The organism is Mycobacterium sp. D16R24, from assembly GCF_002013385.1.
Lineage (GTDB): Bacteria > Actinomycetota > Actinomycetes > Mycobacteriales > Mycobacteriaceae > Mycobacterium.
Genome location: NZ_MAEV01000013.1, coordinates 193,873 through 208,913, shown reverse-complemented (window position 1 = coordinate 208,913; position 15,041 = coordinate 193,873). Strand labels below are relative to the sequence as shown.

Below are 15,041 nucleotides of genomic sequence, written 5' to 3'. Positions count from 1 at the left end.
GTCCTGTGAGCAATGCCCCGATCCTGATCCTGTCGACATCCGACACCGACCTGCTGAGTGCGCGTGCCAGTGGTGCGAACTATCGATGGGCCAACCCTTCTCGTATCCACGTAGACGACCTGCCGGCCCTGCTGGACGGGATGGGGACGGTGGTTGTTCGGCTTCTTGGTGGCCGTCGCGGTTGGGAGGAGGGCATCGATGCCGTCATCGCCTCCGGTGTGCCGGCCGTCGTGGTCTCCGGTGAGCAGGCTCCCGATGCCGAGCTCATGGAATGTTCGACCGTCCCGGGCGGCGTAGCCCTACAGGTCCACCGGTACCTGGCTGAAGGTGGGACGGCGAATCTGCAGCAGCTGCACGCCTTCTTGTCGGACACCGTGCTGATGACGGGAATCGGCTTCGAACCGCCGGCGACAAACCCGGCCTGGGGGGTGCTACAGCGGGCCGCCCAGAATGCCGACGGTCCCACCATCGCGGTGCTGTACTACCGCGCCCAGCAGCTGGCCGGAAACACCGCGTACATCGAGGCTCTCTGCACTGCCATTGAAAACCTTGGAGGACGGGCACTTCCGGTGTACTGCGCCTCGCTGCGGACCGCGCCGGCGGAGCTTCTGGAGAAGCTGGCGGCCGCCGACGCCATGGTGGTCACCGTTCTGGCCGCCGGTGGTGCGACTCCGGCGGCAGTGGGAGCCGGCGGAGCCGACGACGAGTGGAATGTCGGCCACCTTGCGGCCTTGGATATCCCAATCCTGCAGGGGTTGTGCCTGACCAGCCCCCGCGATGATTGGGACGCCAACGACGACGGTATGAGCCCGTTGGACGTCGCCACCCAGGTCGCGGTTCCCGAATTCGACGGGCGCATCATCACCGTGCCCTTCTCGTTCAAGGAGATCGACAGCGACGGCCTTATCACCTACGTTCCGGACGCGGAGCGCTGCGCACGGGTAGCCGGTATCGCGTTGCGGCACGCAAAACTTCGATCCATCCCCGCCGGGGAGCGTCGGATAGCGGTGGTGTTCTCCGCGTATCCCACCAAGCACGCCAGGATCGGCAACGCGGTGGGGTTGGACACCCCGGCGAGTGCGGTGGCGTTGCTGACAGCCATGCGTGCGGCGGGCTATGACGTGGGCGCCGACGGTGACATCCCCGGACTGCCCGCCACCGGCCGGCCCGCGACGGATGGCGACGGCGACACGCTGATTCACGCGCTTATCGAACGGGGCGGCCAAGATCCGGACTGGTTGACCGCGGAACAGCTGGCGGGCAACCCAATTCGTGTGCCCGCGCGACAGTACCGGGAGTGGTTCACGCGACTGGCGCCCGGGCTCGCCGAGCAGGTGGTCCAACACTGGGGCCCGCCACCGGGAGAACTGTTCGTCGACACAAGCGTCAACCCCGACGGCGACATTGTGATTGCTGCGCTACAAGCGGGCAATGTGCTGCTACTCGTACAGCCGCCGCGTGGATTCGGGGAGAATCCGGTAGCCATCTATCACGACCCCGACCTGCCACCCAGTCACCATTACCTCGCCGCATACCGCTGGCTGTCGGCCGCGCGAGAGGAGGGCGGGTTCGGTGCCGATGCTCTGGTACACCTGGGCAAGCATGGCAATCTGGAGTGGTTACCCGGGAAAACCGTTGGCCTGTCGGCAGATTGCGCCACTGATGCCGCGATCGGTGATCTGCCGCTCATTTACCCGTTCCTGGTAAACGATCCGGGCGAGGGCACTCAGGCCAAACGGCGCGCGCACGCGACCCTGGTCGACCACCTCATCCCGCCCATGGCCCGGGCCGAAACCTATGGGGATATAGCGCGTTTGGAGCAATTGCTCGATGAGCACGCGAATATCTCGGCGCTGGACCCGGCGAAACTACCGGCAATCCGTCAGCAGATCTGGACGCTGATGCGTGCGGCGAAGATGGACCACGACCTGGGGCTTCAAGAGCGCCCCGACGAGGACGTCTTCGACGACATGTTGCTGCATGTCGACGGATGGCTCTGTGAGATCAAAGATGTGCAAATCCGCGACGGCCTGCACATTCTGGGCAGCGCTCCCATCGGGGGAGCTCAGGTTGATCTGGTGCTGTCGATCCTGCGTGCCCGACAGATGTGGGCCGGTGAACAATCGGTACCCGGATTGCGTCAGGCACTCGGGCTGGCCGAGGACGGCACCGATGACCGGGTGCGCGTGGATGAGATTGACCAGCAGGCACATTCGCTGCTGACGGCGCTACAGGGCTCGGGCTGGAATCCCGACGCGGTGGACGATCTCACCGATGACCCTCAGGTCGCGCAGATCCTGCAGTTCGCGGCGACCGAGGTAGTGCCCAGGCTGGACGGCACCAACGGCGAGATTGACGCGATTCTGCGCGCCCTGGATGGCCGGTTCATCGAGGCCGGGCCGTCCGGCTCACCGCTGCGGGGGCTCGTCAACGTGCTGCCTACCGGGCGCAATTTCTACTCGGTGGACCCCAAGGCGGTTCCGTCGAAGCTGGCCTGGGAGACCGGGCAGGCCATGGCGGACTCGCTGCTGGAGCGATACCGCACCGACTATGGAGATTGGCCGCGGTCTGTTGGCCTTTCGATATGGGGTACCTCGGCGATGCGGACCTCCGGTGACGATATCGCCGAAGTTCTTGCACTCCTCGGTGTTCGGCCAGTGTGGGATGAGGCTTCCCGGCGCGTGGTGAGCCTGGAGGCGATGTCCCTGGCAGAACTCCGGCGCCCACGGATCGATGTGACGGTGCGCATCTCCGGATTCTTCCGCGACGCCTTCCCGCATGTGGTGACCATGCTCGATGACGCGGTCGCGCTGGTGGCGGGCCTCGATGAATCCGCGGAGCAGAACTATCTGCGGGCGCACGCCGAAGCGGATCGCGCCGAGCACGGTGATTGGCGACGCGCCACCATGCGCATCTTCGGTTCCAAGCCCGGCACGTATGGCGCAGGACTACTTCAGCTGATCGATAGCCAAAACTGGCGCAACGACTCGGATTTGGAGCAGGTCTACACCGCGTGGGGCGGATTCGCTTATGGCCGTGGATTGGATGGCGCCGCCGCGAGTGAGGACATGCGGCACCAGTATCGCCGGATCGCGGTCGCGGCGAAGAACACCGACACCCGCGAACACGATATTGCCGATTCGGACGACTACTTCCAATACCACGGCGGCATGGTCGCCGCGGTGCGCGCACTCACCGGTAAGGCTCCGGCGGCGTATATCGGTGATAACACCCGACCTGACGCTGTGCGTACCCGCACGTTATCTGAAGAAACCACAAGGGTTTTCCGCGCACGGGTGGTCAATCCGCGGTGGCTGGAGGCGATGCGCCGGCACGGATACAAGGGTGCGTTCGAAATGGCTGCCACCGTCGACTACCTGTTCGGATACGACGCCACCGCGAACGTGATGGCCGACTGGATGTACGAGCAGCTCACCAACAGCTATGTGCTCGATGAGCAGAACCGCAAGTTCATGCAGCAGTCCAACCCGTGGGCACTTCATGGTATTGCCGAGAGGTTGCTGGAAGCGGCCAGTCGGGGTCTGTGGGAGAACCCGGATCAGCAAGTTCTGAGTGATTTGCGATCAGTGTTCTTGGAGACCGAGGGCGAGCTGGAGTCGTAGCATCGGAGCATGGCCCGGAATATCGGCTTGGACATCGGCACCGTAGCGGCCGGCCGCTACATTCTGTTGACCACATTCACCAAAGACGGTGTGCCCAAGCCAACTCCGATGGGCTTCGTCGCCGAGGGCGATGAGCTCTTGCTGACCACGAGTGCGAACACCTGGAAGGTCCGAAGGATCCGGCGAGACCGGAAGGTGAGAGTGGCCGTCTGCACGCAGCGCGGCCGGGTGATCAGTCCGGTAGCCGATGCCACCGCGGTGATCGTCGAGGATCCGGCCTCGGTGGCGCGTATCCGGGAGGCGGTGGTCACACGGTACGGACTACCCAGCCGGATCGTGACAGCGTGGTTGGACCGGCGCAACGGCGCCAGAGTCGGTATTTCGGTGACGCTCGGCGCGCCGGAAACGCTCTGAGGTTCCTAGACTGATCGGCATGGGTGCGAACCTCCCGGTGCCGACATTCGACGACGTCTGTGCCGCCAAATATGTCCTGTTGACCACCTACACCAAGGACGGTCGCGCGAAACCGGCCGCGGTGTGGGCGGCACCCGAGGACGGCAAGCTTCTCGTGTGGACCGAAGCCACCTCCTGGAAGGTGCGCCGGATCCGCAACACCCCGCGCGTGACGCTGGCCGTCTGCGATGTGCGTGGCAAGGTTCGCAGCGGCGAGATCGAGGGCACCGCACGAGTCCTGGACCCCGAGGGGACCGAGCGGGCGCGGTCGGCCATCACCCGTAAGTACGGCCTGCTGGGGTGGGTGCTGGTCAAGGCCAGCGTGCTGCGTCGCGGCACCAGCGGCACCATCGGGCTAGCCGTCACCGCCTGACCCGGAACGCCGAACCGGGAACCCGGCAACGGGCCGGTGCGTTGTCCGGATATGTGGCCAGGCCTGTTTCTGCTGTATGTGATCGTCGAGGTGTCCGCCCTGGTGGCGTTGACCTCCGCGGTGGGCATCGGCTGGACCATCATCGCCGTCGCCGCGGCCTTTGTCGTCGGTTTGATACTTGCGGGCTCGCAGGCCCGGCGCGCCCTTGATCAGCTGCGGCGGGGAGTGCGATCCCCCGGAGGAGCCGTCGCGGACGGTGCGCTCATCGCACTCGGAACCGTCGCAGTGGTGATCCCGGGGCTGGTGTCCTCGGCCATCGGGCTGCTCATGCTGTTGCCGCCGACCCGCGCCGTCCTGCGGCCGGTGCTGACCCTTGTCGCGGCACGGCAGCTGAGCCGGCGCGCACCTCTCTTCACCGTCATCCCCGCCGGATACGGCGCCTTTCAGGCCAGCCGAACGCGTGCGAGCACCGCCGACTACATCGACGGTGAGGTTATCGACGTGAGCGATGAGCAGCCCGGACCGTCTTCGCGTTACCGCCCCGGCCACGACCTGCCTGCGTAGACGTCGTCCGAACCCGGCAGAATTACCGAGTGCAGACTCAACTGCTCGTCAACGCGCGCGTGCATAGCCCGTCGCATCCGGCGGCGACCGCCATGGCCGTGACCGGCGATGTCATCAGCTGGATCGGCGAGGACGACCTTGGTCGCGCAGAGTTCCCCGGCGCCGACATCGTCGACCTGGAGGGTGCCTTCGTCGCGCCCGCGTTCGTCGACGCCCATGTTCACCTCACCGCGCTCGGGCTGTCCATCATCGGGCTCGACCTGTCCGACATGACCTCGCGCGAGCATTGCCTGGCGCGACTAGCCGCGTACGCCGGTGAGCACGCCGATGAGGTGATCTGGGGACACGGCTGGGACGAATCGCGATGGCCAGATCGGGAACCGCTGAGCACCGCCGAACTGGACGCGACAGCACCCGGCCGGGCCGTCTACCTCACCCGTATCGATGTGCACTCGGCCGCGGCGTCGACGGCGCTGCGGCGGCAGGTACCGGGACTAGCCGATGCCACTGGATTTCACCCCGAGCGTCCGCTGGCCGGGGCGGCTCACCACCTATTGCGGGCACATGCACGCGGTGCGCTCTCCGTCAACGGGCGGGCGAGGGCACGGCGCGCGGCCCTCGACAACGCGGCATCGCTCGGGCTGGTGTCGGTGCACGAATGTGGCGGCCCCGAGATCGGTGGGCTGGATGATTTCCGGGAGCTGTTGGCCACCGAGCATGGCGTGCAGGTCACCGGATACTGGGGTGAGCCGGCCCGCGACCCCGATCATGCGCGCGAGCTCATCGCCTCAACGGGGGCTGCCGGTCTGGCCGGTGACCTCTTCGTCGACGGCGCGCTGGGGTCGCACACCGCATGGCTGCAGGAGCCGTATCACGATGCGCCGCACACCTGCGGCACGATGCATCTGGACGCTGAAACGGTTGAGACGCATCTGGACTCGTGCACACAGGCCGGTATCGCCGCGGGATTCCACGTGATCGGCGACGCTGCGGTCACTCAGGTGATCGACGCGCTGGGCCGTGTCGGCGACCGCTATGGCGTGCCGGCGGTGGCTCGGTGTGGACATCGTCTTGAGCACCTCGAAATGGTCTCGGCGGCACAGGCCGAGCAACTCGGTCGCCTCGGGGTGATTGCCAGCGTGCAACCGGCCTTTGATGCCCTCTGGGGTGGCCCAGACGGCATGTATGCAGAACGACTCGGCCCACGCCGAGGTACTCAGCTAAACCCGCTGGCGCTGTTAGCATCCCAAGGCGTGCCTCTCGCGTTCGGTTCTGATGCCCCTGTCGCGCCGATGGATCCGTGGGTGACGGTGCGGGCAGCGGCCCATCACCGCACCGCAAGCAGTTCCGTTTCGGTCCGCGCGGCATTCAGTGCCGCGACCCGGGGCGGCTGGCGTGCGCAGGGCGTTCATGACGGCGCGACCGGCACGTTGACGCCGGGAGCGCTTGCCAGCTATGCGGTTTGGGAGACAGGGGACTTGACCATCAACACCAGCCAACCGGGAGTGCAGCGGTGGTCCACGGACCCGCGCTCGCGGGTCCCGGCCCTGCCGGACTTATCGGACGCCGCTGCTGTGCTCCCCACATGTCTCCGGACCGTTCACCGCGGCACGGTGATCCATGGCTGAAGAAACTGTCGACGAATCCGTTGACGAGATTGTTGGCGAGGACATCGCGGATCGCGATGTGGAGGCCAACGTTCCGGTAGGCGAGCCGATAGATAGGGAGCCACAGGCTCCGGGCAAGACCGGCCCCTCACGCGGTGCGGCCTTCGCCGGTGCGGTGCGCGCCCGCGCTGTCGCGTTCGGCCAGGCCTGGCTGCGTGCGGCGACCCGCCAGGGCGCGGCGTTGATCGGAGGCCTCGCGTTGTGTGCGAGCTTTCCGCCGTGGGGTTACTGGTGGGCCGCGTTCCCGGCGCTGTCGATCCTGGGATGGGTGTTCTGGTCGCCGAAGACCAGGCTGCGCGGTGGGCTCGGCTATGGACTGCTGTTCGGTCTCGCGTTCTTCGTCCCGCTGCTGCCCTGGACGGGTCAGCTGGTGGGCGTCGTCCCGTGGTTGGCGCTGTCCCTGTTAAGCGCCACTTGGGTGGCTCTGTTTGGTGTGTTGGCGGTCGCGGTGCGGAACCTGCCCGGGTGGCCGCTGTGGTTCGCCGCGGCATGGACGGCCACGGAATGGGGCAAGGCAAGCGTTCCGTTTGGCGGGTTCCCGTGGGGCCGTCTTGCTTTCGGGCAGGGCGATAGTCCGATGCTGAGCCTCGCCCGGTACGGGGGAGCGCCTCTGGTCTCCTTTGCGGTGGCCCTGGGTGCCTTCGCGGTGACGGCGCTGGGCATCGAGATGTATCGCTGGTGGCGCAGCCCGTCGGTGGGCCCGGATGGTGCCCGCCCGATTCCCTCGGTGCTGCTGCCCGGAACGTGCGTATGCCTTGTCCTATTCGCGATAGCGGTCAGCTGGCAGCAGGTTCGGCACGCGAGCCACGGCGCCACGGATGGGCGAACCGTCACAGTCGCCGCGGTGCAGGGGAACGTTCCGCGTTTGGGGCTCGATTTCAACGCGCAGCGGCGTGCTGTCCTGGACTACCACGTGAAGGAAACCCTCCTGTTGGCTCAGGACGTCAAGGCTGGGAAGGCTCCGGCGCCGCAGTTTGTGGTGTGGCCCGAGAACTCCTCGGATATCGATCCGATCCGCAACGCCGACGCGGCCGAGGCCATCACCGAGGCAGCGCAGGCCATCGGGGCGCCCATCCTTGTCGGCGGAGTGTTGCGGCACCCGGATTCCACTCCCGAACAGCCCAAGTCGATCAATTCCATCATCGTGTGGGATCCGAACACCGGCCCGGGGGAACGTCATGACAAGCAGATCGTGCAACCGTTCGGCGAGTATCTGCCATGGCGGAGCTTCTTCGCGCACTTCTCGGAGTACGCCGACCGCGCCGGATATTTCGTACCGGGAGATGGCAACGGTGTGGTCACCGCCGCTGGGGTGAAGATCGGTGTGACGACGTGCTGGGAGGTCCTGTTCGACAGGGCAGCGCGGCTGTCCACTCTCAACGGCGCCGAAATTCTCGCGGTGCCGAGCAACAACGCCCTGTTCGGTACTGCGATGAGTGAACAGCAGCTGGCCATCTCCAAGGTTCGGGCCGTCGAGCATGACCGGGAGGTCATCGTCGTCGGCACCACCGGGATCAGCGCATTTATCTCTCCCGACGGCGTCGACGCGGGCCGCACCAAGTTTTTTGAACCGGCATACATCGACATGCAGGTGCGACTGCACGACGACCTGACACCCGCCACTCAATGGGGTCCCTGGATCGAATGGGCTCTTGCTGTGATCGCAGGACTTGCCGTCCTGGCCTCGGCTGGCCTGGCGATACTGCACAATAGAGGGCTGAAGAGGCCGCAACGTGAGGTAGAGCCGGCCTCACCGATTAAGGAGACCTGACCGGAGTGGATCCCGTGACCGAACGTCCGAGCGCCCGGACCCTGGTGATCATTCCGACGTACAACGAGCGGGAGAATCTCCCGCTGATCCTTGGTCGGCTGCACAAGGCGCAACCCGATGTCCATGTGCTGATCGTCGATGACGGCAGCCCAGACGGCACCGGTGAACTTGCTGACGAGGCCGCGCTTGCCGACCCGGATCGTGTGCACGTCATGCACCGCGAGGAAAAGGGTGGCCTGGGAGCCGCCTACATCGCCGGCTTCGGTTGGGGTCTGGCACGTCAGTACTCGGTGCTGGTGGAGATGGACGCCGACGGCAGTCACGCTCCCGAACAGCTATCGCGGCTGCTCGATGCCGTGGACGCCGGAGCCGATCTGGCGATTGGTTCTCGCTACGTCCCCGGGGGTACCGTCGTCAACTGGCCGTGGCGGCGGTTGGTGCTGTCCCGCAGCGCGAACGTCTATGCCCGGCTGGTGCTGGGCGTCAAGCCCCACGACATCACCGCGGGATACCGCGCGTACCGGCGTGAGGTCCTCGAAAAGCTGGATCTGGCGGCCGTCGAATCACACGGCTACTGCTTCCAGATCGACCTCACCCTGCGCACCATCGCGCACGGTTTCGAGGTTGCCGAGGTGCCGATCACCTTCACCGAACGCGCGATCGGTGAATCCAAGATGAGCGGGTCGATCATCAACGAGGCCCTGGTCAAGGTGACCAAATGGGGTATCAGCAGTCGCCTCGATCGGGCGCGCGGCATCCCGCGGTGAAGTACTCAAGCCTTCACGCGTTGCGGGCCATCAGGCCGCCGTCGACGGGAATGACCGTGCCGGTGAGATAAGACGCGGCCGGCAGGCACACGCTCAAGGTCATGTGTGCCACTTCCTCGGCGCGACCGTAGCGCCGTAGCGCGGTGCGCCGGCGGGCATAGGTGTCTTTGTCCTCGGCAGAGATCGCCGCCGTCATCGCGGTATCGATGGGCCCCGGGCAGATGCAGTTCACCGTGATTCCGTCGCGCCCAAGGTCGACGGCCAAACTCCTAGTCAGACCGGCCAGGCCGGACTTGGCCGCGACATATGGGCTGTCATACGGGGTGGCACCGAGAGCCTCGGTGGAGGCGATATTCACCACGCGCGGGGCGGGGGAGTTGCGCAGGAACGGAAGCGCTGCACGGACAATCCGTTGGGGTGCGGTCAGATGGACGGCCAGTGAGCGAGCCCAGGTCTCACCATAATCGGGGTCATCGAGGGACCTGAATGCCGCGAAACCGGCGTTGTTCACCACAATGTCCAGCCGGCCGAATCGCTCGGCGACGGCCGCGACCACCTCGGTGATCTGCGCATCATCGGTGACGTCCAGCGCCCAGGGCGCCGCGGAATCGCCGATCTCAGCGGCGACCGCCTGTGCGTCCTCCAACCGGAGATCGGTGACCGCGACAAACGCGCCATCCTGGGCGAAAACTCGCGCAGTTGCCTTCCCCATGCCGCTGGCGGCACCGGTGATCAGAACGGCCGAACCCGCGACGGACCTGCCGGAGGCACTCATCAGGGCGAGTTACGCTGCCGCGCCCTAGCCCCTGCGACGGCCCTTGATCAGTTCCAGACGTTCCTTGAGCAGCTCGTCGAGCTCCTCAACGCTGCGGCGCTCCAGCAGCATGTCCCAGTGCGTGCGGGGGGGCTTGACCTTCTTGGGCTCGGGCACATCGCCGTCGAGGAGGGTGCCTTCCAGGCCATTGCGGCATGCCCAGTTGGCCGGGATCTCGGCATCGTGGGCGAAGGGAACGTCGAACTCCTCACCGTTCTCGGTGCGGTAGCGAGCCATGCGGCGGGGCGCCAGGTCGTGGTCACGATCGGTTTCGTAGCTGACGGCGCCGAGTCGGCTGCCCCGTAGAACACGATCTGCCATGTGTACTTCTCCTCTTCACTGCGGGTCTCTGCGGATCGGATCCCGCGCTCGAATTGCTGGTGGCTGTCTATCTCAACGCCGTGCCCGCGCCGTTAGTTCCCTGTTCGCGCAGGTTGTGGCCCTCATTATAGCTGGTGAACGCCATTGTGGCGGTCACCGCTTTGCGTCGGTGAACGCATGGCGGATATCACGATTGCCCGAGTCATGCGCGCTGTGCCGTGGTGATAGCTGCCCGGCCGTCGGCGGGCGATCGGCTGGCATATGTCGGTGCGTACCGCTGCAGCAGTTCGCGTGTGGTTAGGTGCTTGTGGCACTGGAACCCGTGCGAGGCCAGCAGTGCGTCGGCGTCACCCGCGGTGAGGCCCGTCAGGTATGGCTCGCCAAAACGTGCGGCCGCCTCGGTCCATAGTCGGGCGCGTACAGACTTGCTGTCTCCACCGGTGACAACACTGGTGTCGAGGTAGTCGAACACCAGCAGGCTCCCGGGTGCGCAGACCGTCGCGAGGTCGGCAAGTGTCGCGTCGAGTGCGTCCTGGGTGAGGTAGGCGGTCACACCGAGCCAGATGAACAGACTTGGCCGGGAGGGATCGAAGCCGCTGGCGAGGAGTCTTTCGCGTAATACGTCGTGTTCGAAATCGCAGGGCACCCAAACGATCTGATCGTTGTCATCGGGTGAGCGGAGCTGCTCCATGACGGCGCGTTTGTCGGCTTGGGTGGTAGGCGCGTCGACTTCGAAGATCCTGACCGAACCGTGTGCCGCCCGCCGCAACGTGGTGGTGTCGAATCCGGCACCCAGCAGCACAACTTGGTCGACACCGTCGTTGATGGCGGCATCGAGGACATCATCGGTGTAGCGCACCCGTAAGACCAGGAAGAAGTGACCCGCGGCGCCGAACACGGATTTCAGCACTCCGATAAAGCCGCGCGCCACCAACGGATGGATCAAACAGGCCCGCAGCAGCGGACTGCGGATGAAGTGCCGCGAGTAAGGATCGTCGAGCAGGCGCCGCCGCGGCGGCTGCAAGGTTTCCGCGGCCCGTTGGGCCGCGCAGGATTGCGCCGTAAAACTCGCCCGACGATCAAGACGACGACTACTCACACCGGTCTCCGCATCTGGTGGCCAACACATTCCCCGCATCCACGTCTAGGCCCGGTGTCCGCCGGACGTTGCGCCGACCAATGCCGGATCCGATTCCCGCAGCGCGCGGCACGGTACGCGCATCGGCCACCAGAACCACCGGCCCAGGAGGGTCGCGATGGAGGGGATGACGAGCGAGCGGACGATGAGCGTGTCGAGCAAGAGTCCGACGCCGACGGTCGTTCCGATCTGCGCGAGCGTGCTCGAGTAGCCCGCGATCAACGCGAACATCGTGAAGCCGAAGATCAGGCCCGCGGTGGTGACCACGCTGCCCGTCCCTACCATGGCGCGGATGATCCCGGTTTTTATCCCGGCGCGGAGCTCTTCCTTGAACCGGGCGACGAGCAGCAAGTTGTAATCGGCGCCGACCGCGACAAGGAAGATGAAGGAACACGGTGCGACGGCCCAGTGCAAGGGCAGACCGATGCCGTACTGCCAGATGGCCACGCTGAGCCCCCACGCGGAAAGAAAGGACAGTCCCACGGTGCCGACGACGGCGACCGCGGCGACGAAGCTGCGCAACAACAGCAGCACGACGCAGAACACGAATGCGAACGCCGCGACCGCACTGGTGAGGAAATCCTCCTTGGCGAAGGCGGCGATGTTGAGCAGCGTGCCGCCGGCGCCGCCGATGCTCACCGTGCTCCCGCCGAGTGACGTGCCCTTGAGCGCCGCCTTCGCCGCGGGGACGATCTTTGCGCTGTAGTCCATGCTTTCTCGGCTGAACGAATTCACATCGCCCATAACGAGCATCCGGGTGATCTTGCCGTCGGGAGAGAAGAAGACGGAGAGCGCGGATTGGAACAACGGGGATTCGAAGGCCTGGCTCGGAAGGAAGAAGTACCCGCTCGGGTCTCCCTTCATATAGGTGTCTGCGATCTCTCTCAGGAACTGGGTGACCTCGTTCATCTGCACCAGCAGCGAGTCCGCCATACCGCGGATCGGCGTCAGCGTGCGTTGCGAGTCGGCGAGAAAACGGTCCAGCATCCGGACCTGGGCCACCAAGTTGGGCAACGATTCCGAGGCGACGCGGGAGGCGTCCACGATGTCCTCGAACTTGCGTCCCCCCGTCTGATTGAGTCCGTCGAGAACTGCCAGACCGGTGAGCGCGGTGTTGCAGGGGAGGAGCTGCTTGCAGTCGGGAACCATGTCGACGAGCTGGCCCGCCGCGTCGATGCCATCTGCGACGAGCGGCTGCATTTCGTTGTGGATGCCCTTCGCCATCTTCAATAGCTCAATGAGACGTTGCCGGGTGGCCGCGCCGGTGCCGCCGGGCAGCTCGACCGCGCGCTGGGTTACCTCAAGGTCTTTGAGGACGACCTTGACCCCTACGGACAGCTGATCGATCTGACCGGTGATTCTGGCGATGCCGTTGAGCTGCGTGCTCACCATCTCGGCTATCTGGGACATCCGTTCGCCGATGTATCCGCCCTGATAGGTCAGGGTGCCTTGGGGAAGCGGCGTGATGAGTGGGCGGGTGATGCCTTGCACCGCCTGGACACCATCCACGGAGTAGACGGCGTTCGTCAGCTTCGCGAGTGCGATCAGGTCGGCGGAGTTGCGCATGTCGTGATCGGACTCGACGAAGAGCAGATTCGGGTTCAGCAGATTGGGCGGCAAGTGCCGATCCGCGGCATCGAGACCCAGGTTCGCCTCGGTGTTGGCCGGTTGGGCGGCACGCTCGTTGTAGCTGATGACATAGGTCGGCAGCACAAGAATCGCGAGTGCCAGCACCGCGAGGCTGCCGGCGAGCACCGGGCCCGGCCAACGGACTACGTGGGTGGCGATGCGCCGCCAGCGGCGGACGGCGCGCTCTCCGCGCGGTTCGTACAGTCCGAGCCTGCATCCGATCGCCAGCAGTGCGGGGCCAAGGGTCAACGCCGCGGCAAGTGCGGTGAGGATGCCGATGGTGCACGGCAGACCGGAGGTGGAAAAAGCGGCGAGTCTGGTGAGGGTCATGCATGCGGTCGCGCCCGCCACGGTCAGCCCCGAGGCGAAAATGATGCGCTGCACGCTTTTCAGTGCGGTGTAGTACGCCGTGGTCGGGTCCTGGCCGGCTCGTCGTGCCTCCTGATATCTGCCGAGCAGGAAGATGCCGTAGTCGGTCCCCGCGCCAAGGACGATTCCGGCCAGCAGGCTTGACGCGAATATGGAAATGCCGATGATCTCGTGCTGGCCGAGAAGAGCGACGATTGGCCGGGCCGTGACCAAAGCGACGGCCACCACGAGCAGTGGCATCGCGGCCGTGAATAGCGAGCGGTAGGTCAACGACATGATGATGGTGATGCAGAGGGCGCACGCGAAGATGATCGGCAGGATCGATCGGTTGATGGCGAGTAGCTCGTCGTTCACGACCGCGGATGGACCGGTCACGTAGATCTTGACGCCGTCCGGCGGCGGATACGCCTTCACGATGTCGCGCACCGCCTGAGTGGACTCCATGGCCAGCGCGGTGCCCATGTTGCCACCCAGGTTCAGGTAGCTGAAGGAGGCCTTCCGATCCTGACTTTCGAACGCTGGGGCAAACGATGGGTCGGACCAGAGGTCGATCGTCGTGATGACGTGTTTCTTGTCCGCCTTGAACTTCTCCATCAGGTTCGCGTAGTAGCGGTGCATTTCCGCGCCGAAGGGCTGGTCGCCCTCGGCGAGCACCGCGACGAAGTTGTTCGTACCGCCGTTGCCAAAATACTTGCCCATGTTGGACAGTGCCTGCACCGACGAGGCCTCGTCGGGCAAGAAGGACAGGGCGTGTCCCTCAATTACCTTCTCCAACTGGGGGCCTGCGGCATTGAGCCCACACGCGAGCAGTACCCACAAGACAACGATGGGTATGGAGAGCCCATACAGCAGTCGGGCGTACAGGGGCCGGTGCTGCTCGGTGCCCGCGTAGGTCTCACGACGGAACGGCACAGAGAACTCCCCGCGCACTCGGCGTCCGAATGCGCGCGATCGGGCGGCGAACCCGTCAGGTGCGGCAGGCGCCTCAGGTGTGCCGGGAGCGGGTATCGGGCCGGTATCCGCCTCGGCCTCGTCTCCGGTCATGCGACTTGCACCTTGCAGCTGGCGATGCCACCGGTGGCGGTCGCGACTTGTTCGTCGCGGACCTGTCCGTTGACGGTGATCCTGCATCCGACCCCAGTGGCGTTGGATTGCACCACCATGCTGGTCACCAGGGAGGGTTCCACGGTCCTCAGCGCCTCCTGCCATGGCAGGACCGTGCTGACGTTCTGGTTGTGACCGTTGTCGTCAAGATAGGACACCGTCGCCGGTGTTCCGGCGGGCCCGACAGCCTCGTACTGGATGGTCCGTTCGGAAAGGCTGCCGAGTACGGGGAGGCGGCTCACGGTTCCCACCGCCTCGTCCGGGATCTCGCTCGACCGCAACTTGAGAATGAACACGGCGGCGACCGTAAGGACCGCCAGCACAACAAGATACACCCAGGCGCTTCTCATCAAGCGACCTTTGGAGGAAGCGGCAAATCCATTGTGAAAACACCCTTCCTCTTGCCGATCAGGCGCGTACAGTGCGAATTCCACAGGATGACACGGCA

11 protein-coding genes and 1 pseudogene are annotated in these 15,041 nt (G+C 65.4%); 7 read left to right on the top strand and 5 right to left on the bottom strand.

Features of this window, described 5'->3' with window-relative positions; genetic code table 11:
- The first annotated feature begins 5 nt into the window (after nucleotides 1-5).
- The 7 genes and pseudogenes from cobN to B4383_RS12300 all read left to right on the top strand — a co-directional run.
- Nucleotides 6-3,623: a cobaltochelatase subunit CobN gene (cobN, locus tag B4383_RS12330; protein WP_078292096.1), complete on the top strand. Its 3,618-nt coding sequence runs from the start codon at nucleotides 6-8 to the stop codon at nucleotides 3,621-3,623.
- A 9-nt stretch (nucleotides 3,624-3,632) separates the two neighbouring features.
- Nucleotides 3,633-4,037, top strand: a complete 405-nt coding sequence (locus B4383_RS12325) for a PPOX class F420-dependent oxidoreductase (RefSeq protein ID WP_078292097.1) — start codon at nucleotides 3,633-3,635, stop codon at nucleotides 4,035-4,037.
- 10 nt (nucleotides 4,038-4,047) lie between these two features.
- A complete protein-coding gene (locus tag B4383_RS12320) occupies nucleotides 4,048-4,449 on the top strand; it encodes a PPOX class F420-dependent oxidoreductase (RefSeq protein WP_078292098.1) in 402 nt (133 codons plus the stop codon).
- 51 nt (nucleotides 4,450-4,500) lie between these two features.
- Complete coding sequence (locus tag B4383_RS12315; protein WP_078292100.1) at nucleotides 4,501-5,013, top strand: FxsA family protein; 513 nt, start codon at nucleotides 4,501-4,503, stop codon at nucleotides 5,011-5,013.
- 92 nt (nucleotides 5,014-5,105) lie between these two features.
- Nucleotides 5,106-6,641: an amidohydrolase gene (locus B4383_RS12310; protein ID WP_078292164.1), complete on the top strand. Its 1,536-nt coding sequence runs from the start codon at nucleotides 5,106-5,108 to the stop codon at nucleotides 6,639-6,641.
- Nucleotides 6,634-8,451: an apolipoprotein N-acyltransferase gene (gene lnt / locus B4383_RS12305; RefSeq protein WP_078292101.1), complete on the top strand. Its 1,818-nt coding sequence runs from the start codon at nucleotides 6,634-6,636 to the stop codon at nucleotides 8,449-8,451. Before B4383_RS12310 ends, lnt begins: the two co-directional genes overlap by 8 nt.
- Before the next feature lie 23 nt (nucleotides 8,452-8,474).
- Nucleotides 8,475-9,191: pseudogene (locus tag B4383_RS12300) on the top strand (polyprenol monophosphomannose synthase); the annotation flags it as partial.
- 40 nt (nucleotides 9,192-9,231) lie between these two features.
- Here B4383_RS12300 and B4383_RS12295 read toward each other — a convergent pair.
- The 5 genes from B4383_RS12295 to B4383_RS12275 all read right to left on the bottom strand — a co-directional run bounded on the left by B4383_RS12295 (nucleotide 9,232) and on the right by B4383_RS12275 (nucleotide 14,928).
- Nucleotides 9,232-9,993 carry an SDR family oxidoreductase gene (locus tag B4383_RS12295; protein WP_078292104.1) on the bottom strand — a complete coding sequence of 254 codons (762 nt, stop codon included), beginning with the start codon at nucleotides 9,991-9,993 and terminating at the stop codon, nucleotides 9,232-9,234.
- A 24-nt stretch (nucleotides 9,994-10,017) separates the two neighbouring features.
- Nucleotides 10,018-10,353 carry an RNA polymerase-binding protein RbpA gene (locus tag B4383_RS12290; RefSeq protein WP_005061379.1) on the bottom strand — a complete coding sequence of 112 codons (336 nt, stop codon included), beginning with the start codon at nucleotides 10,351-10,353 and terminating at the stop codon, nucleotides 10,018-10,020.
- Nucleotides 10,354-10,555: 202 nt separating this feature from the next.
- Entirely contained in the window at nucleotides 10,556-11,452 is an 897-nt protein-coding gene (locus B4383_RS12285; protein WP_286143832.1) for an SAM-dependent methyltransferase, read from the bottom strand.
- 45 nt (nucleotides 11,453-11,497) lie between these two features.
- Entirely contained in the window at nucleotides 11,498-14,533 is a 3,036-nt protein-coding gene (locus B4383_RS12280) for an RND family transporter (protein WP_078292106.1), read from the bottom strand.
- Nucleotides 14,530-14,928: an MmpS family transport accessory protein gene (locus B4383_RS12275; protein ID WP_078292108.1), complete on the bottom strand. Its 399-nt coding sequence runs from the start codon at nucleotides 14,926-14,928 to the stop codon at nucleotides 14,530-14,532. Before B4383_RS12275 ends, B4383_RS12280 begins: the two co-directional genes overlap by 4 nt.
- Between the last annotated feature and the right edge of the window lie 113 nt (nucleotides 14,929-15,041).